The sequence below is a fragment of the Streptomyces sp. ISL-1 genome (assembly GCF_018614585.1).
Classification (GTDB): Bacteria; Actinomycetota; Actinomycetes; order Streptomycetales; family Streptomycetaceae; genus Streptomyces; species Streptomyces maoxianensis.
In genome coordinates, this window is sequence record NZ_JAGGOI010000010.1 from 16,263 (window position 1) to 40,492 (window position 24,230).

A 24,230-nucleotide genomic window follows, 5' to 3' on the forward strand; every position below is an offset into this window, starting at 1 on the left:
ACCGTCCACGCCGGGCCCCGGCGTTCCGGCCTCCGGTCCGGTCGGTTGGGGCGGCGGGTCGTCCGGGCCGGGGCCGCCCGCCACGGGATCCGCGGGCGTGGTGCCCGAGGCCCGGTGCGCCGGGGTCGCCGGGCCCGCGGGGGTCGCCGGGGTCGCCGGGCCCGCGTCAGGCATCGGACACCCCCGCGGCCAGCAGCACCGCGTCCTCCGGTGCGAAGTGCACCGTCACCTCCGCGCCAAGTGCCGGCGTCTCCCGCAGTTCGCGGACGTCCGCCTTCAGGCGGTGGCCGTCCACGTCCACGTACAGCCGGTGGGTGGAGCCCCGCCACTGGATCTCGGCGATCGTGCCGCGCAGCGCGTTCGGGCCGTCCCCGAGGCCGATCAGATGCGGGCGTACGCACAGCGTCGCGCTCGCGCCGGGCGGGACCTCGGCCGTGGGGACCTTCAGGTCCGCCCCGGCGAAGGACACGGAACCCGAACCGACCGTCACCGGGAGGAGGTTCGCGTTGCCGACGAAGGACGCCGTGAATTCCGTACGCGGCCGCCGGTACAGCTCCTGCGGCGTACCGCAGTCCCGCAGCCGCGCCCTGTCCATCACCGCGATCCGGTCCGCCAGCGTCAGCGCCTCGACCTGGTCGTGCGTGACGTACAGGATCGAGACGTCCGGCAACTCGCGGTGCAGCCGCGCCAGTTCCGCCAGCATCCCGGAGCGCAGCTGCGCGTCCAGCGCCGACAGCGGCTCATCGAGGAGCAGCACGCCGGGCCTGATGGCGAGCGCCCGCGCGATCGCGACGCGCTGCTGCTGCCCGCCGGACAGCTCGCGCGGATAGCGGCGCGCGTACGCCGCCATCCCCGTCATCTCGAGCGCCTCGGCGACCCGCGCCGCTATCCCCCGCTTCGGCGCCTTCTGCGCGCGGAGCCCGAACGCCACGTTCTCCTCGACCCGCATGTGCGGGAAGAGCGCGTACTGCTGGACCACCATCCCGATCCCTCGCCGGTGCGGCGGCAGCCCTGTGACATCGCGGTCGCCGATGAACACCCGCCCGGAGACGGGCTGCACAAAACCGGCGACGGCCCGCAGCGCGGTGGTCTTCCCCGATCCGGACGGCCCGAGCAGCGCCATCACCTCGCCCGGCTCGACGGTGAGGTCGAGGGAGTCCAGGACGACGCTCCTGCCGTACGCGACGGAGACGTTCTCGAAGCGGATGCCGCTGGTCATCGGTCCGCCCCGGCCAGCAGCCCAGGCAACTGGGCGACGGAGCCGAGCACATGGGTCGCGCCGTGAGTCTGAAGCTGCTGCTCGTCGTGCGCGCCGGTGAGCACCCCCGCGACGATCCCCGCCCCGGCCCGTACGCCGCTGAGCATGTCGTACGAGGTGTCCCCCGCCACCGCGATCTGCTGGACGCCGTCCACCGCGCCGGTGCGCAGGAAGGCCGCTAGCACCATGTCGGGGTAGGGGCGGCCGCGCCCCCCGGCGTCGGCCGGGCAGAGGGTGAGGTCCACCAGGTCGCGCCAGCCGAGCGCGTCGAGGATCGCGTCCTGGGTGGCGCGGGCGAAACCAGTGGTCAGGACGACGGTACGGCCCTGCGCGCGCAGCTCGTCGACGGCTTCGCGCGCACCGGGTAACGGCGCGATGAGCCCGCCGTCGACCAGCTCCCCGTACGCCTCCTCGAACGCGGCGTTCGCGGCCTGAGCCCTCGCCTCGTCGCCGAAGAGATGCCGGAAGACGGAGATCTTCGACTCGCCCATCGTGGCGCGGACGTAGTCGATCATCGAGGCGGGGTCCTCGCCCAGACGCTGGGCGGCCGCCGCGAAGGCCTGCTCGACAAGTCCTCCGTCGGCGACCGTCGTTCCCGCCATGTCCAGGACGACAAGGTTCGCCCGGGTCGTCTTCATCGTCGTCATCCTCGTCAACTTCTTCACCAGCCCAGTTCGTTCGCGGTTGTCTCGGCGATGGCGGGCGAGCAGGTCATGCCGCGCCCGCCGGGCCCCGTCACCAGCCAGACGCCGTCGCGCACCTGCTCCCGGTGCACGACGCGGCTCTTGTCGGTGCACTGCGCGTACACCCCGGCCCAGCGCCGGCGGATCTTCGGCAGCGGCCTGCCGAGGAAGGACTCGACGACCGCGGCGACGTGCTCGTAGGGGTCCTCGAGGGTGTCGAAGACGAAGGGATGCTCGTACTCGTGGGTGTCGCCGATGGTCAGCCCGCCGTCGCTGCGCTGCACCATCAACAGCTGCATCTTGTGCGCGGCGGCGGTCGGCGTCTGCGGCTGCCCGGAGTTGAGGAAGTCCAGGGCCTCGCTGGCGTACGCCGGGTAGTAGCGGAAGCTGTCGGCGTCGGCGACGGAGGTGGTGAGCGGCTCGCCGAGCGGCTCGGTCTGCATCATCTGCAGGCGTACGCGGCGCACGGGGAGGCCGGGGGCGAGTTCGCGGACGAGGCCGGAGAGCGATGCGCCCGGGCACAGGACGACGGCGTCGCCGGTGTGTACGTCGCCGTGGTCGTCGCGGACGGATCCTTCACCGGTCACCTCGCGGACCTCGCGCCCGCCGAGGTAGGTGTACCGGCCGGACGCCAGCAGGGCCTGCTTCAGGGCGAGTTGGGCGGGGCGCGGCTCGACGGCGGCGTCCCGCTCGCACCAGAGCGCGGCGGTGAAGGCGCCACGCAGGGCGGGGTTGATCTGCCGCGCCTCGGCGGGGGTGACGAGCTTGTAGCCGCGGGCGGCTGCGTCGGGCCGGGCGACGGCTGCCTCGGCGACGGCGAGCTCCAGGTCGCCTCGTACGGGAGTGAGCGAGCCGATGGCCCGGAAGCCGAGCTCCGGAACGCGCGCCCCGATGGACTCCCACAGCTCACGGGCGCGCAGGGCGGTCTCCAGCTCCTCGCCGCCCGCGCGGCCGCTGACCCATATCTGGCCGAAATTACGCAGGCTCGCGCCTCGTGCCTCGCTCTCGCGCTCGATCTGGACGACCTCGTGGCCGCGTTCCACTGCGTGCCAGGCGTGCATGGTTCCCACCACGCCGGCTCCTACGACGATGACTCTCACGGCGGCAACGCTCCTGGGGAGTGGTGGCCCGGACGAATCCGGGCGGCAACGGGATGGTGAACGAGCACCCAAGCTTGGACTAGACCCGTTACCTTCTCGTTATCAACGTGATGCGTCCAGAGCGCGTCGCGAAGTTGGAGCCGGCCGTCAGCCGCCGTTGCCCAGCAGGTGCGCGGAGAAGCTGAAGCGGTCGCCGCGGAAGAGCGTGCGGACCCGTTCCAGCGGCCTGCCCGCCGTGTCCCGCGAGACGCGGTGGATCAGCAGCATCGGCAGCGCCGGCGGCGTCCCGATCAGCAGCGCCTCGCGCGGCGTCGCCAGCACCGTCTCGATCCGCTCGTCCGCGTCGCCGAACGCGATCCCGAGCCGCTCGTGCAGATACGCGTAGAAGGACGAGTCCGGGTCGAAGTCGGCGTCCAGCCGTGGCACCCGGGCCACGGAGACGTACGTACTCTCCAGACCCACGCGTTCGTCGTCCGCGAGCAGCACCCGCTCCATGTGCCACACCGGCTCGCCGCGCTCCACGCCTGTCTCCGCGGCCAGTGCGTCGGAGCAGGGGAACCGGTCGAGGCTGATCAGCGAGCGGCCCGGCGTGCGGCCCTGGCGGCGTACGCCCTCGGTGTAACTGGCGAGCGACAGCGGCTGCTCCAGCTTGGGGCCGGCGACGACCGTGCCGCGGCCCTGGCGGCGCAGCCTGCCCTCCAGCAGGAGTTCGCGCAGCGCCTGACGCACCGTCTCGCGGGAGACCTCGTACCGTACGGCGAGATCGCGCTCGGTGGGCAGCAGTCCCCCTTCGCCCAACTCCTCGATCAGGACCGAGATATGGGCCTTGACGGCGTAGTACTTGGGGATGCGTCCGTGCTCCGGAATGCCGGAGCGGACAGGGGCGCCGGGCGCCTGGTCGTTCGGGTAGTCCACCTGGGGATGCTCGCAGACGTATGTGAACGATTCAGCGTCGGCCCGTACGCAGCCGCCGGGACGCGAGCAGCAGAACGCCGCCGCCCAGCAGGACCGCGCCGAAGGCGCCGCCGAGGCGCATCAGGGAGCCGTCGCCGGTGCCGGCTAGCTCGTCGGGGGTGACGCCGGCGTCGGTGCGGGTGCCGTCCGTACGGGAGGGGGCGATGCCGGAGGGTTCGGTGCCGGAGCCGTCGGCGCCGAGGACGGCGAAGCTGTAGTCGCCGGACTCCCCGACCCAGTCGCCGTCGTCGCCCTGCCGCTGGACTACCGCGGCGTTGACCGTGACCTGGTTGGGCGGGGCGTCGGCGGCGAGTCTGAACCTGACCTTGGCGGTGACGGACTTACGGGCCGGGACGGCAAGGCCGGGGAATCGGCCGTCGCCGTCGAGTACGCCGACGACCTCGCCCTCGGCGGTCGTCTCCAGGGCGACGGGGCGCCAGAGGGCGGCCTTGTCGTCGTAGAACTCCAGCGTGATCCGGGCCGGGGTGAGACCGGGGTCGTGTCCGGTGATGATGATCACGGGGTGGATGTTCTGGCATGCCTCGCCGGTGATGTTGGCGAGGTCGACGGACCACGTCTCGAAGCCGCCGCCGGCGTGATGGGTGGGCGGGCCGCCGTGGATGCGGGTGTCGATGGGGAAGTCGCGGTCGGGGGCCTTGCCGCAGGCGGGCTGCCGGTCGGCGGGGCGTTTCCCCGTCGGGGCGGGGAGGGTGGCGGCGGCGGACGGCCCGGCGGGCTTGTCGGTGGGCGGGGCGGGGGATACGGCCGCGGGGCGCACTGCCACGGGAGCGACCAGCGTCCGAGTCGTCCCGGCTATCGCCGCCGAACCGGTGAGCACGCCGCCCGCAGGGCGCACGGCCACAGGAGCGACCGCCGTCCGAGTGGTCCCGGCTACCGCCGCCGAGCCGGTGAGCGCGCCACCCGCTGGGGCGACCCCCGTCCGAGTGGTCGCAGCTACCGTCGCCGAACCGGCAAGTGTCGCGCCGCCCGCTGGGCGCACAGCCACCGAGGCCGCCGCCCGCACAGTCTCCATAGACATCGCGGCTGTTGCCGTCGACGCGGTGAGCACCGCCGGCGCGATCGTGGCTGCGGTGACGCCGACGGTGAGGGCATTGCGCAGTCGCATGAGGGGCCTTTGCTGATCGCCTACGGCCGGGGGATCACCCGGCCGTGCCCCAAAAGCCTCGCCCCGCGTGCGCACGACGGCATCGGCTCCAGCTCTCCTTAGGGCCGAACAGCCCCGCGACTCCCCACCATCAGCGTATTTTCGGTGCGGGAGGTGTCACCTCGGCGCGGCCGAACACCGGCGCGAGCACCAGCTGCGCGGCGCCCTCCGCCACGATGTGCGCGCCACCTCCGGCGAGGGTCACGGGGATACGGACGCGCCCGCCGACTCCCCGTACGAACGGCTCGGCCGCCGCCACGACGGCCCGGCCGCCGAGCAGAACCCGGTCGATGTCGAGCAGCTCGACGAGGTTCGCGGCGCCCGTCCCAAGGACACTCGCGGCCCGCTCGAGGTCGCCGCTCCTGACCGCGGCGAGGCAGAGCGCCTCGATGCAGCCGCGTCCGCCGCAGTTGCACTTGGGCCCGTCGAGCTGGATGACCTGATGCCCGAACTCCCCCGCCCCGGTGCGCGCGCCCCGGTACAGCGCCCCGCCGAGCACGAGGCCCGCGCCCAGCCCCGTACCGAGATGGAGATACGCGAACGAGTCGCCGGGCCCGCGCAGGGCGAGCCCCAGGGCGGCGGCGTTGGTGTCCTTGTCGAGTACGACGGGCAACCCGAGCCGCGCACCGAGAGCGTCCCGGACCGGAAACCCCTCCCACTCGGGAAACCCGGTGACGCGATGGGTCACGCCCGCGGCGTGGTCGAGCGGCCCCGGCATGGCAACCCCGACACCGAGCACGCTCCCGGCCGGCAGGACCGCCTTGATCTCCGCCGCGGCCGTCTCCAGCACCGCATCCGCCCCGGCCCCCAGGTCCAGCGGCACGGTGTGCGCCGCAACCAGCGTGCCCGCCATGTCCAGCAGGACCGTCGTCAGCTCGTCGCGGTCCAGATGCAGGCCCACCGCGTGCCCCGCCGACGGGACCAGCCGCAGCAGCGTGCGCGGCTTGCCGCCGGTCGACGCGCGACGGCCCGCGTCCGCCACCAGGCCCGCCTCGCGCAGGCGCGCGGTGATCTTGCTGACCGCCTGCGGAGTGAGCCCGGTGCGCTCGGCGAGTTCGAGTCGGCTGATACCGCCCTCCCCGGCCGTACGCAGCAGATCGAGTACCAGCGCCGCGTTGTGGCTGCGCAGCGCGGGCAGGTTCGCTCCACCGGTGGTTCTGTTCACAGACCCATTGTCACCTGCGCTTGCACTTTGGCAACAGCGTTGCTTAAGTAGAACCATGACTGGTACCGGCACCCGCGGCTCTCTCCGAGTCGGACTCGTCGGCTACGGCCTGGCGGGCTCCGTCTTCCACGCCCCGCTGATCGCCGCCACCGAGGGCCTCGCCCTCGACACGATCGTCACCTCGGACCCGGAGCGGCGGGAGCAGGCCCGCGCCGAGTTCGGCGACGACATGCGCTTCGCGGCCTCGCCCGACGAGCTGTGGAAGCGCGCGGGTGAGCTCGACCTCATCGTCATCGCCTCCCCCAACAAGACCCACGTCCCGCTCGCCACCGCCGCGCTCAAGGCCGGCCTCCCCGTCGTCGTGGACAAGCCGCTCGCCGGCACCGCCGCCGAGGCGCGCGAGCTCGCCGCCCTCGCCGACGAGCGCGGTCTGCTGCTGTCGGTCTTCCAGAACCGGCGCTGGGACGACGACTTCCTCACCGTCCAGCAGCTGATCGCGGACGGCGAGCTCGGCAAGGTGCAGCGCTTCGAGTCCCGCTTCGAGCGGTGGCGTCCGCAGCTCAAGGGCGGCTGGCGCGAGTCCGGCGACCCGCAGGAGATCGGCGGTCTGCTGTACGACCTGGGCAGCCATGTCGTCGACCAGGCGCTGACCCTGTTCGGCCCGGTCGTGCGGGTCTACGCCGAGGCCGACGTACGCCGCCCGGGCGCCGAGACCGACGACGACACCTTCATCGCGCTGACGCACGCGAACGGAGTGCGCTCGCACCTGTACGCCAGTGCCACGGCCGCGCAGCTCGGCCCGCGCTTGCGGGTGCTGGGTTCGAAGGCCGGATATGTGAAGTACGGCCTGGACCCGCAGGAGGCCGACCTGCGCGACGGCAAGCGCCCGAGGAATGGCTCGAGCTGGGGCGTCGAGCCCAAGTCGCTGTGGGGCCGGATCGGCGCGGGCGAGTCCCCGATGACCGGCGGCGGTGGCCCGGTCGAGACGGTGCCGGGCGACTACCCGGCGTACTACGAGGGCATCGCCACGGCCCTGCGCGAGGGTACGCCCCCGCCGGTCACCGCCCACGAGGCCGCGGCCGCGCTGGACGTCCTGGAGGCCGCGCACCGCTCCGCCCGCGAAGGCATCACCGTGGAGGTCTCGGCATGACCGCGCCCACACCCGCGCCGCTCACCGTCGACGAGCTGGTCGACCAGGAGCGCAGGCTGACGATGAAGCGGTTCACGCACGACGACGCCTGGCGGCTCGGCAGCATGCTGGTCGAGATGGCCTATTTGCGCCAGGCGCCGGTCGCCATCGACATCCGCCGCGGGGCGCAGCAGCTCTTCCACTGCGCACTGCCGGGGTCGAGCGCCGACAACGACGCGTGGATCGACCGCAAGCGCCGGGTCGTCGAGCGGTACGGCGAGAGCTCGCTGCTGGTCGGCGCCCGCCACCGCGCGAAGGGCACGACGTTCGAGGCCTCCTCGCGCCTGGACCCGAATCTGTACGCGGCCCACGGCGGATCGTTCCCGATCGCGGTCGACGGCCTGGGCGTCGTCGGCACGGTCACGGTGTCGGGCCTGCCCCAGGCGGAGGACCACGCGATGGTGGTCGACGCGCTGGAGCGGTTCATCGCCGTCTGAGACCAGGGGTCGCGAGTTCATCCCCCGTACCTCGCGGCCCCTTCCGCCGCATCCCGCAGCTCCCCCGCTGCGGGATGCGGCACCTTCTTCACGGCACCACGCCTCACGGCATGGCACCCCGCTTCAGGGCCCCTCCCGGGGAGGCGGCTACGCGTCCTTGAGCACCTGGCGCTGGCGGCCAAGGCCGTCGATCTCCAGCTCCACCACATCCCCGGCCCGCAGGAAGGGCTTCGGCTCCGGCTGCCCCAGCGCCACCCCGGCCGGCGTCCCGGTGTTGATGACGTCCCCGGGGTACAGCGTCATGAACTGGCTGACGTACCGCACGACCTCCGCCACCGGGAAGATCTGGTCCGCGGTCCTGCCGTTCTGCTTCAGCTCGCCGTTGACCCACAGCTTCAGGCTCAGCGCCTGCGGGTCGGGGACCTCGTCCGCCGTCACCAGCCACGGGCCCAGCGGATTGAACGTCTCGCAGTTCTTTCCCTTGTCCCAGGTGCCGCCGCGCTCCATCTGGAACTCGCGCTCCGAGACGTCGTGGGCGACCGCGTACCCGGCGACGTACGACAGCGAGTCCTCGTCGTCCTCCACATAGCGGGCCGTACGCCCGATCACGACCGCGAGCTCGACCTCCCAGTCGGTCTTGCGGCTGCGGCGCGGCACCAGCACGGTGTCGTTCGGCCCGACCACCGTGTCGGCGGCCTTGAGGAAGACGACCGGCTCGGCCGGTGCCGCCGCGCCCGTCTCGGCCGCGTGATCGTGGTAGTTCAGCCCGATGCACACGACCTTGCCGATCCGGGCGAGCGGCGCTCCCGTACGCAGGCCATCGGCGCCCAGCACGGGCGGCAGCTCGCCGGCCTCGGCCGCGGCCCGTATCCGGGCGAGGGCGGACGCGTCGGCGAGCAGCTCCCCGTCGATGTCCGTGACAAGGCCTGACAGGTCGCGCAGGGTCGTCCCGTTCTGGTCAAGCAGGGCCGGTCGCTCGGCGCCCGGTGTACCGACACGTAGCAGCTTCATGGTCTTTCTCCCCTGGTCGAGAGTGCGAGCCCGGGCGACGGGTAGCGGCCATCGAGGGATCGGAGGGTTGGCTGATCCTCCAAGACGTCGGACCACTCTGCAAGACCCCGTTCACAACCTGGACCTTTACGCGGTGGTAGCTAGCACACCCGCGACCGGCATGTCCCGGTACAGGAACGCCCGCTCGACCGCCGTCCAAGTGGTGCTGGTGACGACATAGAGCGCGGCGGCCAGCGGCACCCACGCCACGGTGAGGAGGGTCGCGAAGGAGAGCAGCGGCATGACCTTCGTCATCGCGCTCATCGCGCCCATGCCGGGAAGCTGCTGGTCCGTCGTGGCGCCCGCCATCTGCCGCTTCGTACGCCGGTAGTTGTACGTCGCCACGGCCGCGACGATCGCGAACAGCGCGACGTACACCAGGCCGGCGCTCCCGAAAGCCCCGCCGTGCGCGAGAGCGTCGGTCCACCGGTCCCCGAGCGGCGCGGCGAAGAGAGTATGGCTGAGCAGACCGTTCGGCTGGCCGCCGATCCGCGCGCTCGAGAACAGGTGGTACATCAGGAAGAACGCGGGCAGCTGCAGCAGGCTCGGCAGGCAGCCGGAGAAGGGCGAGACCTTCTCCTTCGCGTGCAGCTCCATGAACGCCTTCTGCATCCGGTCCGGGTTCTTGGCGTGCTTCTTGCGCAGCTCGGCGATCTGCGGCGAGAGCCTCGCCTTGGCCTTCTGGCCGCGGGCTGCCGCCCGCGAGAGGGGATGGACGGCGAGGCGTACGAGCGCGGTGAAGACGATGATCGCGGCGGCGGTGGCGGATGTGTGGAACAGCGGCTGGAGCAGGTCGGCGAGGTGCGCGACCAAGCTGGCGAAAACGGACATGGGTGAGCCCTCCGAGGGTCTCGTCGTGCCGGGATGAGGACATGGCGGCATGACGACCCGCGAGGGGCTGTGTGGGTGCTGTGGTGCGAGCGGGTGCCTCTACGCGGCCGTCAGGAGGGGACAACCGGGCGCTCGGGGCCTGGTCCGGCCCTTCGCGTCGGGATCGCGCTGCGGCAGGAAGGCCGTGCGCTGCTCACGGTCGCGGATGGCGGTGCGCACCCGTGTGCGGGGCACGGCGGGTGCGCAGCGCGCGCTGATGACGGCGCAGACGACGAGCGCGGAACCGGCGGCAGCGGTGGCGGTCGCGGCGAGCGCGACCGCGGCGGAGAGGCTGCCGCCGTCGATGAGCAGAACTTCGACGAGTTCGACGAGGAGGAGGAGCAGCAGCGCGGCGGGCCGAAGGGACCGCAACAGTCGACGCCCTTCCATGCCCAGCCCTCCTCAGATCGGTTCCTCGAACCCTTCAGCCGTTATACACGACGGGTCTCGGGGGCGGGATCCTCCACAAGTACGGCCTGCATGAGGGCGACGTTCATGCACGTCAGCGGCCCTGGCGCGGGCTCATCGACTTCAGCTTCCCCCACACGACGAGCCGGTACCGGGAGCTGTACTCGGGCGTGCAAGTGGTGAGTGTGAGGTAGTACCCCGGTTCGCCGTAGCCCGCCTCCGGCTTCACGATGCTGCGCGGCACGCGATCGATCACGCCGGTGTCCCGGGGCGAGGTCTGCGACACCCCCTGGTCCACCACGTACACGTACATCCCGTCGCGCGACTCGACCTTGATCTCGTCGCCGCCGCGCAGCCGGTTGATGTACCGGAAGGGCTCGCCGTGCGTATTGCGGTGCCCGGCGACGGCGAAGTTCCCGGCCTCGCCGGGCTGGGCGGTCTGCGGATAGTGCCCGATGTACCCCTTGTCGAGGACACCCTTCTTACCGATGCCCTGAGCGACGGGCGCGACGACGCCGAGGCGGGGGATGCGCAGGACGGCGTAGGCCTGGTCCCAGCGGGGCGCGGCTTTCCGCGCGGCGGGCTGATCACGGGCGGACGGCTCGGCGTCTTCGCCCGGCGCGGTCTCATCGACAACGTCCCCCGTGCCCTCTGAAACGTCCTCCCCGACATCGCCGGCAGGGCCCTCCCACTCCTGCTCCAGAGCCTCAACCCTGTGCTCGGCACCCTGCCGGGCCTGCCGGTTGGTCCACCACAGCTGATGTACGACGAGGAGGAGTAGGACGACCCCGAGGGTCACGGTGACCTCGGCCCCGGCCCACAGTCCATGGGCGAGCGTGGCCCGCCGCCGCGAGCTGCGCCCCTGCACCACGACCGGTATCCGCTCCCGCTGCCGCACGGCGGCACCATAGGGGCTGCCCCGTCAACTCACCAGACCCAGGACCTCCTACGACTCATACGATGGCGTCCCATGAGTCCCTTCTGGTTCCTGACCCTCGTGCCCTTCCTCGCAGGCCTGGCGATCTGCGCCGTACAAGGCACGAACTACATCCTGGCCGAGCTCGTCCGCAGCACCGGCCGCAGCGCACTGGGCACGGTGACGGGCCACATAGCCACGCGTGAGGCGTCGTACTCCACGGCCCATCCGATCGTGCGCTGGACCACGGACGAGGGCACGGAGGTCGAGCACCCGCTGATCGACAACTCCGGCAGCCCGCACCGGCTCCCCGAGGGCTCGCGGGTCCGCGTCCTCTACACCCCGCACAACCCGCAGCACGCGCAGGTCGACTCACCGGCCGCCCGCTCGAACGCGCTCCTCACGCTGGCTCTGGGAACGACGCTCTGGGTCGGATCGCTGGTGGCGGTACTCGTGAGAATCGGCTCATCCCTCTGAACCCCCGTACAGCAGTACGGTGTCCACCATGCGCCCCGACACGCCTGCCGATCACACCACCGAAGCCGAGCGCCTGCTGCGTACCGCCGCGCAGTACCCCGAGGACCATGAGCCACTGCTCCTCCAAGCCGTGGCCCATCTGGAGCTGGCGGGCGACCGCGAACGCGCCTCGACCCTCTACGACCGCATGCTCGCGGCCGGCCCCGAGCACCCGCTGCTGATCAAGGCCCTCCAGGCGGCGAACCTCTGGGAGTACGGCCACGAGGCGGAGGCCCGCGCCCTGATCAACGGCATCCGCACGGCGGCCCCGGCGGACGCGGCACCCTGGGAGATCATCGCCGAGACGCTGGAGTCACACGACGAGCTCGAGGCGTCCCACGACTGCTTCACGACAGCGCTCACCCTGCTCCTCCCCGCGGGCGACGACGAGCCAGTCCCGTACAACATCCAGTCCCTCCTCACGGGCCGCCACCGCGTCCGCCGCCTGCTGGGCCTGCCCCACGACGAGTGGGACGCCCTGGCCGACCGGGGCCACGCGTCGAACATCTCCCTGGACGAACTCCACGACCCGAATCGCCTGTGGGCCCTGGGCTCCGACAACCCGACCGAACTGAAGGCGGAAATCGCGCGCCTGCGCTCCGAACTGGGCTCGTACCGCTCGGCGTTGTCCCGCCCGTTCCCGGTGGCGGTCCTGCACTGGCCGGCGAACGAACTGACCGAACTGCTCACGGCCTACCCCGAGTTGGAATCGGAGTACCCGACCCAGAGGGCGCACCTGACGGACATCGAGGCCTCGCTGCGGGACCTGTCATCCACGGGCACGGGGAACCTGGGCATCGTGACGGCGACGGTGCCGTCGTACGAGGCGTTCGCAGCCTCGGAACAGTCATCCCCGGCAAACGCGGACCTGCTGCCGCAGTACGCAACGACGCTGGCGGCGAGGGGCAGGGCGGTGGCGTGGCCACCGGCGAGGGGGGCGGCTTGCTGGTGCGGGTCGGGGAGTGTGTACCGGGACTGTCACGGAGGCGCGGCTCAGGAATGAGCCCTCACCACCTCGCCGTGCGAGTTCATGGTGGAGACTGGTTCCATGCGCCCCACCGCATCGTCACCGGCCGTCGCCGCGCGCATGAGTCGTCAGGCGTCGCGTGACACGACGCAGGAGCTGGCCGTTCGTCGATTGCTGCACGGCGCCGGCCTGCGCTATCGGCTGCACGTTGCCGTCCCGGGAATGCCGCGCCGGAACGTGGACATCGCTTTCCGCAAGCTGAGGATCGCGGTGTTCCTCGATGGGTGCTTCTGGCACGGCTGTCCGGACCATGCCACGAGTCCGCGGGCGAATGCGGAATGGTGGCGCTCGAAACTCGACCGGAATATGGCGCGTGACCGCGAGACGACCGATCGCCTGCTCTCCGAGGACTGGTCGGTCCTGAGGTTCTGGGAGCACGAGTCGGCCGAGGACGTCGCGCGACGGATCACCGCCGCGGTGGCGTCCAAGCGGCGCCCCTCGGCGGAGCCTGACTGAAGGCTTTGGCAACGTTCGGGCTGTCCCCGGCCGTGTGTCGGATCGGCCAGCGCTAGCCCTCTCCGCCACGAATCGCACATCCTGTCGCGGTGCAGCCGATCGTGACGTTGTTTCGCTCACCAGCGCGCATGTCACCCAATAGTGTGTAGGCACTGCATATGAGGGGTGTGCCGGTCCCAGTCTGCATGCGTCGTTCACGGAGCAATCCGGGGTGACATCGTGGCCTGCGGAAACCGGTCTGGGCGAGCGAGGGCGGGAGACGGTCGACTTCCATGACCGAAGAATTCGACGAAATGTACGGGACGTTCAAGGCGCTCTTGGACTCGTTTCCCCCTGCCGAAGCAGTCAAGCGACTCGAACGACTCGGTATCAGCCCGGAAATCATCCAGCAGATCCGTGGACGCCACGAGCAGCAGACCATACGGATCAAGGAGCTCGAGGAACCGCACGCGGTGGTTCTGGGCAACCGCGACACCTGGTACACCGGTCCGCACGCCAAGGACAAATGCTGGCCCGCGATCGTGGATCTGCTACACAAGGACGGATGGCCTCAGGAGCCGGCGATCAAGAGCCTCGACGATTCCTCCACCCGCGTCGTCTCGCTGCTCAACCATCCCAAGGAGAAGGCATTCTCCACCCGAGGCCTCGTCGTCGGATACGTACAGTCCGGCAAGACGACCAACTTCACCTCGGTCATGGCCAAGGCGGCCGACCGCGGCTACAAGCTCTTCATCGTCCTGGCCGGCATCCACAACGGCCTGCGGCGTCAGACCCAGGCCCGACTGGTGCAGCAGCTCGTGGAGCCCAATCCTTCGATGTGGTCCCAACTGACCGGACTCGACAAGGACTTCACCCCGCAGGAGAACCCGGCATCGTACTTCGGGCGGAGCAACAAGACGCACGTACTGTGCGTGGTCAAGAAGAACGCCACGGTGCTCCGAAAGCTCGCCCGATGGCTCGACAAGGCGTCCGACTACCTCGGTGACTGCCCCGCACTGATCATCGACGACGAGGCCGACCAGGCCACCGTGGCGACGAAGTCGATCAATCCGTTGATCCTGAACATCATGAGCAGCCTGCCGCGAAGTGCCTACGTCGGCTACACGGCCTCGCCGTTCGCAAACCTGCTGATCGACCCCAGCGCCGAGGACCTGTACCCCAAGGACTTTGTCGTCAACCTGCCCAAGCCCGCAGGGCACTTCGGCACCGAGGTCCTCTTCGGTCGCTACGCCCTCGACGGTGAGGACCCGGAGCAGGTCGACGACGGATACGACATGATCCGGTCGGTGCCCGCGGACGACGTGTCGTGCGTACGCCCAGAGACGAGGGCCGACGTCGAAGGCTTCGAACCGATCATCACCGAGACCCTTCGCAAGTCGGTCGAATACTTCTGGCTGGTCACTGCCGCGCGGCGAGTACGCGGTACTGGCACCTCGCACAGCACGATGCTGATCCACACAAGCGTCAACACCGCCGTGCACAACAGCTTCGAGAGGCCTCTGAAGCATCTGCGCGACCGAACCGCGCGGTCCCTGACAGACGCCGAGCTCCTCGCCCGGCTCCGTGGTCTCTGGGAGCGGGAGACCGACCGCGTCCCGGCCGAGGACTTCGGTGAAGCGAAGGTGTCGTTCGAGCAGTTGGTGCCCGAACTCCCGGGTGTCCTCGACAGCTGCCGCGTCATCATGGACAACTCCAGCAGCGAGGACCGCCTCGACTACGAGAACGGTTCCGTCGTGGCGATCGCCGTGGGCGGCAACACACTCTCGCGGGGACTGACGCTCGAGGGCCTCTCGGTCAGCTACTTCGTCCGCGCGGTCTCGGCATACGACACCTTGCTGCAGATGGGCCGTTGGTTCGGCTTCCGGAACGGCTACGCCGACCTGCCTCGGATCTGGATGACGGACGAGCTGGCTGAATGGTTCCGGCACCTGGCCACGGTCGAGTCCGAGATGCGCCGGGACATCGACATCTACATGACCGAGGACGAGACTCCTCTCACCTTCGCTGTGCGGCTGCGCACACACCCGGCCCTGCGTGTGACCGCGGCTGCCAAGATGCGCGACGCCGTCACGGCGTCCTCGTCCTATGGCGGCAAGCGGGTCCAGACCCACTACTTCCACACCAACGCCGACTGGCTGCGCGGCAACATCGACGCCGCACGCGCTCTGGTCGCTGCCTCTGTCGCGAACGCAGTCAGGGTGTCGGAGCGGTCTGCGGAGGGCCGGTACGTCTTCCGTGGCGTCCCGCACGAAGTCGTGACCGACTTCTTGTCGAGGTACAAGTTCCACGAGGAATCACCGGAGAACGACGCGAAGCTGATCATCGACTACATCCGGAAGCGAGTTTCCCAGGCCAGATCGTTGGGGCGATGGAACGTCGCGGTCGTCGGCCTCCCTCCCAAGGGGGACGAGTTCACCTTTGCCCCTGGGGTGAGCCTCGGGCGGAACAACCGCGCCCGCCTCGATCTCCCCAATCCCGCCCCGGACTTCGCGGACATCAAGACTCTGATGAGCCGTCGCGACGCCGCGGTGGATCTGGCCGGGGACACGGCGAAGCTGAACGAGCAAGAAATCATGGACGAGCGTCGGAAGCACCTTCCCGACACCGGCCTGCTGGTCCTGTACCCGATCGACAAGGTGTCCGCGCCGAGCCCGTCGAAGAGGCTGCGTGCACCTTTGAACGCGGAGGAACACGTGATCGGCGTCGGCCTGGTCTTCCCCGCGCCGCAGCATGGTGACAGCACGGTGGAGAGTTACATCTCCGCGGACCTGTCCAGCGTCCGGATCGAGGAGGAGGACTTCAGCCTCCTCGACGGCGAGGGCGCATGAACGACGATGAGCTCCGCAGTCTCGTCGAGGAGCAGTGGACCGCGCTGGAGGCCGAGCAGACCACGGGGGAGCGTCGCCTGCGGGTCGCCGAGCTGACTGTTGTCACCGAGAGCGGGCCGTTGGCGGTGGCTGTCGACCATGACGGGCACCGCCACGTACTGGTGCCGATCCATGCACACCGCAAGGTCCGCCCTGGCCTGAACGGCCCAGTGCTCCGGTTGCGCAAGCGGCCGCTGGAGGACGCGGAGACCTACCAGACCTACGCCGATCTTGCCTGTCTGCGCGACGACCTCAGTGATCTGTTCACAGAGCTGTGCGTGGACGTATTGGGTGCTGTCGCAGAGCTTCCCAAAGATCCCGTCAAGGCGCTCTACCTTGTCCTGGACCGGTGGAAGGCGCTCTTTCGAACGCAGGGAACGCCGCTGGGGACCGAGCAACTCGCCGGACTCTTTGGTGAATTGACAGTGCTCCACCGGCTTCTTGAGCAGGATCCGAGTGCGCACCTGCTCTGGCGCGGACCTGAGGGCTACCGCCACGATTTCTCGGCCACGACCAACGCCATAGAAGTGAAGGCGAGCACCAATAGCGAAGGGCGAAGGCCCCGGATTCATGGGCTCGACCAACTCGAAGCGCCGGAGAGCGGGATGCTCTGCCTGGCCTGGTTCCGCCTGCACCCCACCGGCGTGAACGGTGTCGGCACCGCATTCACGGAGTTGGTCGAGCAGGCACTTCGGCTGTGCGACGACGAGGCCGCGTTTCTCGAACTGCTCGCGCAGGCCGGTTACCGCCTCTCCGACGCCAACTGCTACCACGGCGTGCGCTTCGCGATCGACGAGGAGAGGTGGTACCGGGTCGACGCCGACTTCCCCGGATTGACGAGCGGGGCACTCGTCGCGGCCGGCGTGCCGGTGTCGGTACTGGACGTCGAGTACACCATCGACCTCTCCGGTCAGACCCCCACTCCCCTCGCGCCCGGCCAGGTGTCCCGGTTGATCGACAGCATGATCCAGGAGTCCGCGTGACGGAGCCCCGCTGGTTCTCCCAGCCCTACCCCCCGGAAGGCGCGAGCGCCGCCGAGGGCATCCGTAATCAGCTCGGACGCCCGGAGCTCGACCTACTCACCATCCTGGTGCGCGAGTCCGCCCAGAACAGCTGGGACGCACGTCTGAGGACATCCTCCGCTCCGGTCGACTATCGCATCGACATCTGGACGGTCGGCCCGGCGCACACCGGCGTGTGGCGAGAACTTCTGCTCGACGGCGCACCCGTGGGCGCGGAGAAGTTCCCACTGCGCGAAACGCTCAAGCGCGGCCCTGCCCGGGTCCTGGCCATCTCCGACCGCTGCACCCGAGGACTCGGAGGACCCACGCGCGCCGACGACGCCGTGGGCCCCGACCGCGACTTCGTCTCCTTCATCCGCAACATTGGTGAGCCACGCGAAACTGCGCTGGGCGGCGGCACCTACGGTTTCGGCAAGGGCATCTTCTACTTGCTGTCCAAGTCCGGAACCGTCCTCGTTCACTCCCGCTGCCGCACCGCGCAGGGAGGCCACGAGACCAGGCTCATCGGCTGCACCCTCTGGAAGAGCTACGTAGCCGCCGAGCCCCAGGGGGACCGCCGGTACACCGGTCGACACTGGTGGGGCGACACCTCGGGAGACGTCGTCGCACCCCTGGTCGGCACTGAGGCGGAGGCCACGGCTCAGCGCCTGGGCCTCAGGCCCTTCGGGCCCGAGGAGACCGGGACGACCGTCGTTGTCATCGATCCGAACGTGGGCGAGCTCGAGCCTGCCGAGGTGGCCGACTATCTGGCCGAGACCATCACCTGGCACCTCTGGCCAAAGATGATCACTACGGGCGGCAAGCCTCCCGCCATGCGTTTCTCCGTCACCTGCGACGGCATCGACCACCCCGTGCCGGATCCACGGGAGATCCGTCCGCTCAACATGTTCGTCGCCGCCTACGAGACTATGAACGGCCCGGACGGCAGCGATCTGGAGTGCAAGAAACCCAAGCGCCATCTCGGTCGCCTCGGGCTGGTGAAGCGAATCATGCCGGCGCTCGAGCCGACCCGCGCCTCACGCATGCTCGACATCGAGGACGTCGTCCATCACGTGTGTCTGATGCGACCCGCAGAGCTCGTCGTCGCCTACCGTCCGGGGCCGAAGCCGCCGAGCGCGAACCAGGGCTACGCCGGCGTGTTCAGAGCCGACGAGGCCATGGACGAGATCTACGCGAGGGCCGAACCGCCCACGCACGACGCCTGGAACCCGCAGTCGCTGGAGAAGCCCGAGAGCACCTTCGTGCAGACGACGTTCACCCGCATCAGCGAAAGATTGGACGGACTGCTCTCCCTCGGTGGGATCACCCGTCCCGGGGCCAGCAATGTCGCGCTGGGCGCCGCCAGTTCGCTGTTCGCCGGGTTGGTCGGAGGAGCCTGGGGGATCGGCGGTGCCACCGCCTACTCCAAGCCAGGCAGCACTGCCGCCCGTGCCTCAAAGGATAAGGACGAGGAACAGAGCTTGCCCCGTCCCGACTCGGGCCGTCCCGTTCCGAACGGTGCACCCTCCGGAACGGAAGGGCCCGCCGCCGAAGGAACAGCCGGCCGGGGCGACTTCGGTGCCGACCGGGGGTCGTTCGGCGAAGGACCGGGGAACGGTGGAACCGGCACGCACCGTCGACCGCGCGTGCAATACGTCGGCGAGCCGTACTACGACGATCGCGGCGACGATTCGGTGCTCGTCCAGGAGTTCCGGCTACCCGTGGCCGGTCCGCAGCGGGTCCGGATCGATCTGGCCGTCACTCTCCCCGGCCACGGTGGGCGCGAGACCGATCCGCCCATCGGGGCGAGCATGCCCGTGCTCGTCGGCTGGGAGGACGGAGACGGCCGCCTGTACGCCCCCGAGGCATGCGTCATCGAGGGCGGCGAGTCCGTCTGGCGTGCTGTCGTACGTCCGGCTCCGGACACCATGACCGAGATCGGCGTCAAGGTCGAGGCGGTGAAGGGCCCGTGACTCGACGCGTTCTTCCGTATCGCATTCCGTCCGAGGACGTCGTCGCCACCGAGCCGTGGCGGCTGGTGACCGAGGACGGCGAGGTCGCCATGCCCGAGGCGCTGCCGGACTGGGACTACAAGATGGACCTGCACCTGCGCAGGACCGTCCGTGTCGAACTCGATCGAGCGCGATCGCAGTCGGGCCTTCCGACCGATGCAGCGCTCACGCTCGCCGTGGTGTGGACGGCCACCGGATCCAGCCTCAGCGGGCCGGCGGAACATGCGCGCTTGACCGACAGCGGCGTGATCACGGCAGAATTCGATGTCCTCCTGCGCGGTGCCGACCTCGGCGGGCTGCTCCTCCTCGACACTGCCCTCGTCTTGGCCGAGCGCCGCACCGACGCCCGCCCCTCCTCGCCCCGCCGGGCCGGCTCCGTGCTGTGGAGCGATCGAGAGTCACTGCGTCTCCAGGGCGACGCGCCGCAGTTCCCCATGACGGTGATCGACTTCGCCCGAACCTCCTTCCCCGACGGCGCGGCCTGGCATCTGCAGATCAGTGGGGGCCTGGAGAGCGCCACCATGGGGTCCCTGCTCCTGCTCGTCAACGAGCGAAACACGGTCACCGCCAACGCATTCGAGAATGCGGGGAGGCCACGTCCGGTGGACCGCATCGTGCTCTCCGCGGTGTATGCGGATGCCGCCCGAATCATGATCGAGCACGCACTCGGCAACGACGACTTCGCCGAGGACGCCGACTTCCCCGACGGCTCGCTGGGCGCCACCCTGCTGAGTCTGTTCGACCAACTCTTCCCGGGGCAGTCGGTCACCGACATCCGCCTGCGTCAACGACAGTCACCCGCCCTGTTCGCCTCGGATCTGCAGGCGGCGGTCAAGATCTTCGAGGTGTCGTGATGAGCTTCCTCTATCCCCGGTTGCTCTCCGAACAGGCCGGACCACTTTTCGCGGAGTACCGGCAAAGGACGATCGTCGAACTCGCCGATCGAGTAGCCGTCACCCATGAGTCGTCGGTGTACGTGGCCACGGGTGGCGACCGTGTCTCAACCGGTCAGCTCCAGGAACTGCGCGGTGGCGTCCTCGGACTCGCCGCTCGTGCAGGCTTCCCGGACAACTCCGACCGCGCACGCAACGCCGACTTCGACCTCGAGCTCGCCGCTCTGCTGCACGCCGAGATGGGGATGGTGCCCGCAGAGGCCGCTTCCCGGGACGTCTGGGCCTTCCTTGCACTGGTCCTGCTCCCGGACGTCGCCTTCTGGCGCTACCCCCAGCCGCCGAAGGACCGCGTCCTCGGCACGGACCTCACCCGGCACGTCTTCGGCAGGCTGTGGTGGCGGGCCCAGCTCGTACGCTCCCCCGACGCCCCGGAGCCGTACGGCACTCTCGAGATCCTTGGCGAGGCCGCGTTCGATCAGATCTACGCACGCCGCGCCGCGCTCGGCGGAAGTCCGCACATGGTTCGAGCCATCCTCCGCGTCTGGAACGACCTCGACCTAGCGGGCCTCAACGAGCGCGAGACCCTCCGCGACTTCCTCAAGAGACTGCTTCGGCTCGCCCCGTTCGTGCTCTTCGACGGCATCGAGGAGCACGCCCTGGACGATGAACTGCGCGCGGTTGCCCAGGAGTCCGTCGATGCCCAGCGCCGTCCGTCCGCGCCCGTCGGGGACGACACCACGCGGACAGGGCAGGACATAACCCGGAACGACGATGCCCGTGAACGATCCGCGACCGCGTCGCAGGACAAAGAGTCACCGACTCCCCAGCCTGCTCCGGTCACGTGGGCCGATCCCCGTCGATTCCGCTCGGTGGAGATCTGTGCGGGGGCCGGAGCACAGGCCCTAGGTCTCGAGCGTGCCGGATTCGACCCCGTGCTCCTCATCGACAGCAAAGCCGATGCCTGCTTCACGATCGACCTCAACAGGCCGGAGTGGGATGTGGTCTGCATGGATGTCGCACATTTCCACTCCGGCATGCGCCCTGACACGCTTGGCATCGATCTCCTCAGCGGTGGACTGCCGCGCGTGAAATCCTCGGCCACGGTCGGTCGCGCCGAGGACACGGAAGAGCGCGGCGTCCTCAGGGCGGCGATCGGTCTGGCACGCGACATCAAGCCGAGGGCCCTGCTTCTGGAAAATGTCCCGGGCCTGGTCGAGAGCCCGGACTTCGACGCTGACCGCTCGTGGATCGAAGCCGAGCTCCTGAATGCGGGCTACCAATCGAGCTGGCGAATCCTCAATGCCGCGGACTTCGGCGTGCCACAGAACCGCAGCAGTGGTTTCCTGGTCGCTCTCCAAGCCCCCTACTACTCCCGATTCTCCTGGCCCGAGCCGGACAATGTGCCGCCTCCCACCGTCGGCCAGATACTCGGCCCCTCAATGTCGGCAGGCGGCTGGACCGGCGCAGAACACTGGATCAAGGGAGCTGACCGCATCGCGCCCGCGCTTGTCGGAGGCTCCGAACGGCGGGGTGGTGCCGACCTCGGTCCCACCGGCAGCAAGAAGGCATGGGCCGCGCTCGGCGTGAACGGCAACAGCCTCGGCGACACCCCACCGGACGCGGACTTCCCCGCGGACGGCCTGCCCAAGTTGACCGTCGACCAAACCGCGTTGATCCAGGCGATACCCCTGGATTGGCGCTTCGCCGGCGGCAAGACCTCCCGATACCGGCAGATCGGCCACGCGATGCCTCCGCCCCTGGCGGCAGCCGTCGGACGGGCAATCGCAGCAGCTCTCCGAGGCTAGGATCACCACATGCACACGCCCCACCCCCTCGATCTCGAGCCCATCACCGTCGTCGACCTGTTTGCCGGCTGCGGTGGCTTCACCCAGGGGTTCCACGAGTTTCGACCGGAGGGGGCTCCGGACGGCCGACCGGTCTTCCACAGCATCGCGGCCGTCGAGCACAACGCCGCTGCGGTTGCGACGTACGCCGCGAACTTCGGAAGTGGCCGGCCGGACAAGGAACTCCCGCCCACGCGCATCCACTGCGGGGACATCGAGAAGTGGGAACCGACACCGGACGCCCTCCACGCGGACGTGGTGGTCGGAGGACCGCCGTGCCAGGGCTTTTCGGCCCTGAACCGCAAGAAGAAGGGCAGCGAGCGCAACCGCCTCTGGGAGGAATACGTACGGATCGTTGCTGAAATTCGCCCGAAGGTCTTCGTCATCGAGAACGTCGACCGCTTTCTCAAGTCGGACGAATTTCGTAATCTTCTGGCGCAGGTTGAAGAAGGCGGCCTGCTGGCCGAGTACCGGCTCGTCGATCCTCCCGGCCACGATCCGAACGAGACGGACGAGGAGAAGAACAAACGCTATCTCCTCAACTCCGCCCATTACGGTGCAGCCCAAGCACGACGACGAGCCATCGTCATCGGTGTGCGTCGCGATATCGATAACGCTCGTACGTTGACGTACCCCGCCCCGACACACGTCCGGCGCCCGAAACAGCGCACCGGCACCTCCCCCCAGCCACTGGAAGTCTTCGAGGCTGTGCAGCCCTCGTACTGGGAAGCCGTGGACAGCGTGTTCGACGAGTCTGCTGGGCTCGTTATCCGAGGCACCGAACTGCCAGACGCCAAGGAGTACATCGCTGAGATCGACGCCGTGGTCACGGGTGTTTTCACGACCTCCGACCTCCACTTCGGCCGTAATCCGAAGCCGCTGTCCATGGCGCGCTACAAGGCCATCCCCCCGGGCGGTAACCGCAAGGATCTGCGCGACAAGTGGTTCACGGAGGACGAGTACGGCGAGATCCACATCTTCGACAACCCGAATCCCCCAGGCGTGCGGACTTCCGTCGAGTACCTGTCGACCGAGAGCTGGGACAACCACAACACCGGTACCGGCGACGTGATGGGCCGGCTGCGTCTGGGCGAGCCGTCGGTCACTATTCGAACCGAGTTCTTCAAGCCCGAGAAGGGGCGCTACCTCCATCCGACAGCCGCCCGTCCGATCACTCATTACGAGGCCGCTCGGATTCAGGGCTTCCCCGCCGGTTTTCGCTGGTGCGGCTCGAAGACCGACATCGCGACCCAGATCGGCAACGCGGTACCCATCCCACTCGGCACGGCCATCGCCTCGGCGATCCACTCCTACCTGCGCCCCTGATCAAAGCAGTCTCAGAAATCCTGTGAGGTCGGTTGTTCCGCAACGGAATTTCTGGGTCACGGATCGGTGATGCCCAGCGAAGGAAATCCTGGTGGTGGGGAATCAGACGCCCTCGGGTCCGAGGCCGCGAAATCATCGACCTCGCTGAACTCGTAATCGATGGAGTGGGCCTCAGCGCCCCATGCCCCTCGACTGACAGTCCAATTCGGTAACGAGGGTTGACAGCCCTGCAGTCGACAGCCAGATCTCTACGGGACGGATCCCAGCGCCTCGTTCTCCGATCACTCCTCCGCCTCAAAGTGCGTCTGCGCAAGGTCAAGCGCCTCGTCCGGGTCGCAGCCGTGAGCCCTGAGCCAGTGGAGGAGGTCGGCGATCACGTCGATCACCACCTCCTCCACGACGGCCACCGCTAGCCGACCCGACCAGGCCGGGCGCGGGTGCCGGACCATTCCGTACAGCGTCATGAACTCCTCGACGCGCGCCATCCTCGGGCCCCCGGTGTGGCCGTTCGGCCCGGTCAGGCCCGTGGACAACTCGCACCACACCACCTTGGAGTCCGCCCGGAGGATCACACCCCACCGGTCGGTGACCGCGTCGACGAGCATCATTCCACGACCCGACTCCGCCTCACACTCCGCGTTGAGCAGAGTGGGAAGCGCTCGCGTGTCCGGGTCGTGCAGCTCAATGCGGAGGTACGTACCGCTCATCGAGACAGCGAGCGTGGTGGGCGTGCCGGCACCCACGTGACGGATGACGTTCGAGGCCAGTTCCGTGACGCAGATCTGAGCCGTCTCGACCAGTCCGGGCAGGCCCCACAGAGTCAGGTGCAGCCTCATCACGCGCCGCAATCCCGCCAGTTCGCTCGGCTCGGCGGCGAAGAGCAGCTCCCAGGGCTTCCGCGTTACGCAATCCATGTCGTAGATCATCTCGATCCGCCTCCCGAGCATTTCTCCGTGCACTGCGTGACCAGCGGTCACTCCCAGTGAGATGATTGCAGCGGCCATTCCCTTCATGCAACGTGCACGAAGAGATTCCCTCCATCGGGTGATTGGCCTTTCTCGGTACTTCCGATGGGATGGAACATCCGCTACAG

At 69.2% G+C, this 24,230-nt stretch carries 22 protein-coding genes; 11 read left to right on the forward strand and 11 right to left on the reverse strand.

What is annotated here, in order from left to right:
• Positions 1 to 166: 166 nt before the first annotated feature.
• From J7E87_RS09225 to J7E87_RS09250, 6 genes are all read right to left on the reverse strand, one after another.
• Positions 167 to 1,219 (reverse strand): ABC transporter ATP-binding protein, encoded by a 1,053-nt coding sequence (locus J7E87_RS09225; protein ID WP_215091939.1) that lies wholly within the window; start codon positions 1,217 to 1,219, stop codon positions 167 to 169.
• Complete coding sequence (locus tag J7E87_RS09230; RefSeq protein ID WP_215091941.1) at positions 1,216 to 1,905, reverse strand: phosphonatase-like hydrolase; 690 nt, start codon at positions 1,903 to 1,905, stop codon at positions 1,216 to 1,218. The genes J7E87_RS09225 and J7E87_RS09230 overlap by 4 nt, the downstream gene beginning before the upstream one ends.
• 14 nt (positions 1,906 to 1,919) lie before the next feature.
• Positions 1,920 to 3,041, reverse strand: coding sequence for a TIGR03364 family FAD-dependent oxidoreductase (locus tag J7E87_RS09235; protein WP_215091943.1), 1,122 nt, complete (start codon positions 3,039 to 3,041; stop codon positions 1,920 to 1,922).
• 147 nt (positions 3,042 to 3,188) lie between these two features.
• A complete protein-coding gene (locus J7E87_RS09240; RefSeq protein WP_215091944.1) occupies positions 3,189 to 3,956 on the reverse strand; it encodes a GntR family transcriptional regulator in 768 nt (255 codons plus the stop codon).
• 31 nt (positions 3,957 to 3,987) lie between these two features.
• Entirely contained in the window at positions 3,988 to 5,121 is a 1,134-nt protein-coding gene (locus J7E87_RS09245; protein WP_215091946.1) for a hypothetical protein, read from the reverse strand.
• A gap of 130 nt (positions 5,122 to 5,251) precedes the next feature.
• Complete coding sequence (locus J7E87_RS09250; RefSeq protein WP_308312883.1) at positions 5,252 to 6,325, reverse strand: ROK family transcriptional regulator; 1,074 nt, start codon at positions 6,323 to 6,325, stop codon at positions 5,252 to 5,254.
• A 55-nt stretch (positions 6,326 to 6,380) separates the two neighbouring features.
• Between J7E87_RS09250 and J7E87_RS09255 the strand changes: the two genes are divergently transcribed.
• Complete coding sequence (locus tag J7E87_RS09255) at positions 6,381 to 7,475, forward strand: Gfo/Idh/MocA family oxidoreductase (protein ID WP_215091950.1); 1,095 nt, start codon at positions 6,381 to 6,383, stop codon at positions 7,473 to 7,475.
• On the forward strand, positions 7,472 to 7,951 hold the full coding sequence (locus J7E87_RS09260) for a heme-degrading domain-containing protein (RefSeq protein ID WP_215091952.1): 480 nt from the start codon (positions 7,472 to 7,474) through the stop codon (positions 7,949 to 7,951). The genes J7E87_RS09255 and J7E87_RS09260 overlap by 4 nt, the downstream gene beginning before the upstream one ends.
• A 147-nt stretch (positions 7,952 to 8,098) precedes the next feature.
• On the opposite strand, the gene J7E87_RS09265 is transcribed toward J7E87_RS09260, so the two are convergent.
• From J7E87_RS09265 to J7E87_RS09280, 4 genes are all read right to left on the reverse strand, one after another.
• Positions 8,099 to 8,962: a fumarylacetoacetate hydrolase family protein gene (locus tag J7E87_RS09265; RefSeq protein ID WP_215091954.1), complete on the reverse strand. Its 864-nt coding sequence runs from the start codon at positions 8,960 to 8,962 to the stop codon at positions 8,099 to 8,101.
• 126 nt (positions 8,963 to 9,088) lie between these two features.
• Entirely contained in the window at positions 9,089 to 9,832 is a 744-nt protein-coding gene (locus J7E87_RS09270) for a YidC/Oxa1 family membrane protein insertase (RefSeq protein ID WP_215091956.1), read from the reverse strand.
• A gap of 99 nt (positions 9,833 to 9,931) precedes the next feature.
• Positions 9,932 to 10,261 carry a DUF6412 domain-containing protein gene (locus J7E87_RS09275; protein WP_215091958.1) on the reverse strand — a complete coding sequence of 110 codons (330 nt, stop codon included), beginning with the start codon at positions 10,259 to 10,261 and terminating at the stop codon, positions 9,932 to 9,934.
• Positions 10,262 to 10,373: 112 nt separating this feature from the next.
• Positions 10,374 to 11,177 (reverse strand): class E sortase, encoded by an 804-nt coding sequence (locus J7E87_RS09280; protein WP_215091960.1) that lies wholly within the window; start codon positions 11,175 to 11,177, stop codon positions 10,374 to 10,376.
• A gap of 72 nt (positions 11,178 to 11,249) precedes the next feature.
• Here J7E87_RS09280 and J7E87_RS09285 point away from each other — a divergent pair, with 72 nt between their 5' ends.
• The 9 genes from J7E87_RS09285 to J7E87_RS09325 all read left to right on the forward strand — a co-directional run bounded on the left by J7E87_RS09285 (position 11,250) and on the right by J7E87_RS09325 (position 23,137).
• Positions 11,250 to 11,672 (forward strand): DUF3592 domain-containing protein, encoded by a 423-nt coding sequence (locus J7E87_RS09285; protein WP_215091962.1) that lies wholly within the window; start codon positions 11,250 to 11,252, stop codon positions 11,670 to 11,672.
• A 28-nt stretch (positions 11,673 to 11,700) separates the two neighbouring features.
• Positions 11,701 to 12,714, forward strand: a complete 1,014-nt coding sequence (locus tag J7E87_RS09290) for an SEC-C domain-containing protein (protein ID WP_215091964.1) — start codon at positions 11,701 to 11,703, stop codon at positions 12,712 to 12,714.
• Between the two features lie 45 nt (positions 12,715 to 12,759).
• On the forward strand, positions 12,760 to 13,194 hold the full coding sequence (locus J7E87_RS09295) for a very short patch repair endonuclease (RefSeq protein ID WP_215091966.1): 435 nt from the start codon (positions 12,760 to 12,762) through the stop codon (positions 13,192 to 13,194).
• 272 nt (positions 13,195 to 13,466) lie between these two features.
• Positions 13,467 to 16,022: a Z1 domain-containing protein gene (locus J7E87_RS09300; RefSeq protein ID WP_215091968.1), complete on the forward strand. Its 2,556-nt coding sequence runs from the start codon at positions 13,467 to 13,469 to the stop codon at positions 16,020 to 16,022.
• On the forward strand, positions 16,019 to 17,044 hold the full coding sequence (locus J7E87_RS09305) for a PD-(D/E)XK motif protein (RefSeq protein WP_215091970.1): 1,026 nt from the start codon (positions 16,019 to 16,021) through the stop codon (positions 17,042 to 17,044). The genes J7E87_RS09300 and J7E87_RS09305 overlap by 4 nt, the downstream gene beginning before the upstream one ends.
• Positions 17,041 to 19,035 carry a hypothetical protein gene (locus J7E87_RS09310; RefSeq protein WP_215091971.1) on the forward strand — a complete coding sequence of 665 codons (1,995 nt, stop codon included), beginning with the start codon at positions 17,041 to 17,043 and terminating at the stop codon, positions 19,033 to 19,035. Before J7E87_RS09305 ends, J7E87_RS09310 begins: the two co-directional genes overlap by 4 nt.
• The gene (locus tag J7E87_RS09315) at positions 19,032 to 19,928 is read left to right on the forward strand and encodes a hypothetical protein (RefSeq protein WP_215091972.1); all 897 of its coding nucleotides are present in this window, start codon (positions 19,032 to 19,034) and stop codon (positions 19,926 to 19,928) included. Before J7E87_RS09310 ends, J7E87_RS09315 begins: the two co-directional genes overlap by 4 nt.
• A complete protein-coding gene (locus J7E87_RS36105; RefSeq protein ID WP_308312884.1) occupies positions 19,928 to 21,772 on the forward strand; it encodes a DUF6339 family protein in 1,845 nt (614 codons plus the stop codon). The genes J7E87_RS09315 and J7E87_RS36105 overlap by 1 nt, the downstream gene beginning before the upstream one ends.
• Before the next feature lie 9 nt (positions 21,773 to 21,781).
• Entirely contained in the window at positions 21,782 to 23,137 is a 1,356-nt protein-coding gene (locus tag J7E87_RS09325) for a DNA cytosine methyltransferase (protein WP_215091973.1), read from the forward strand.
• A 281-nt stretch (positions 23,138 to 23,418) separates the two neighbouring features.
• Here the strand turns inward: J7E87_RS09325 and J7E87_RS09330 are convergent, their stop codons facing one another.
• Positions 23,419 to 24,084, reverse strand: coding sequence for an ATP-binding protein (locus tag J7E87_RS09330; RefSeq protein ID WP_251017196.1), 666 nt, complete (start codon positions 24,082 to 24,084; stop codon positions 23,419 to 23,421).
• Between the last annotated feature and the right edge of the window lie 146 nt (positions 24,085 to 24,230).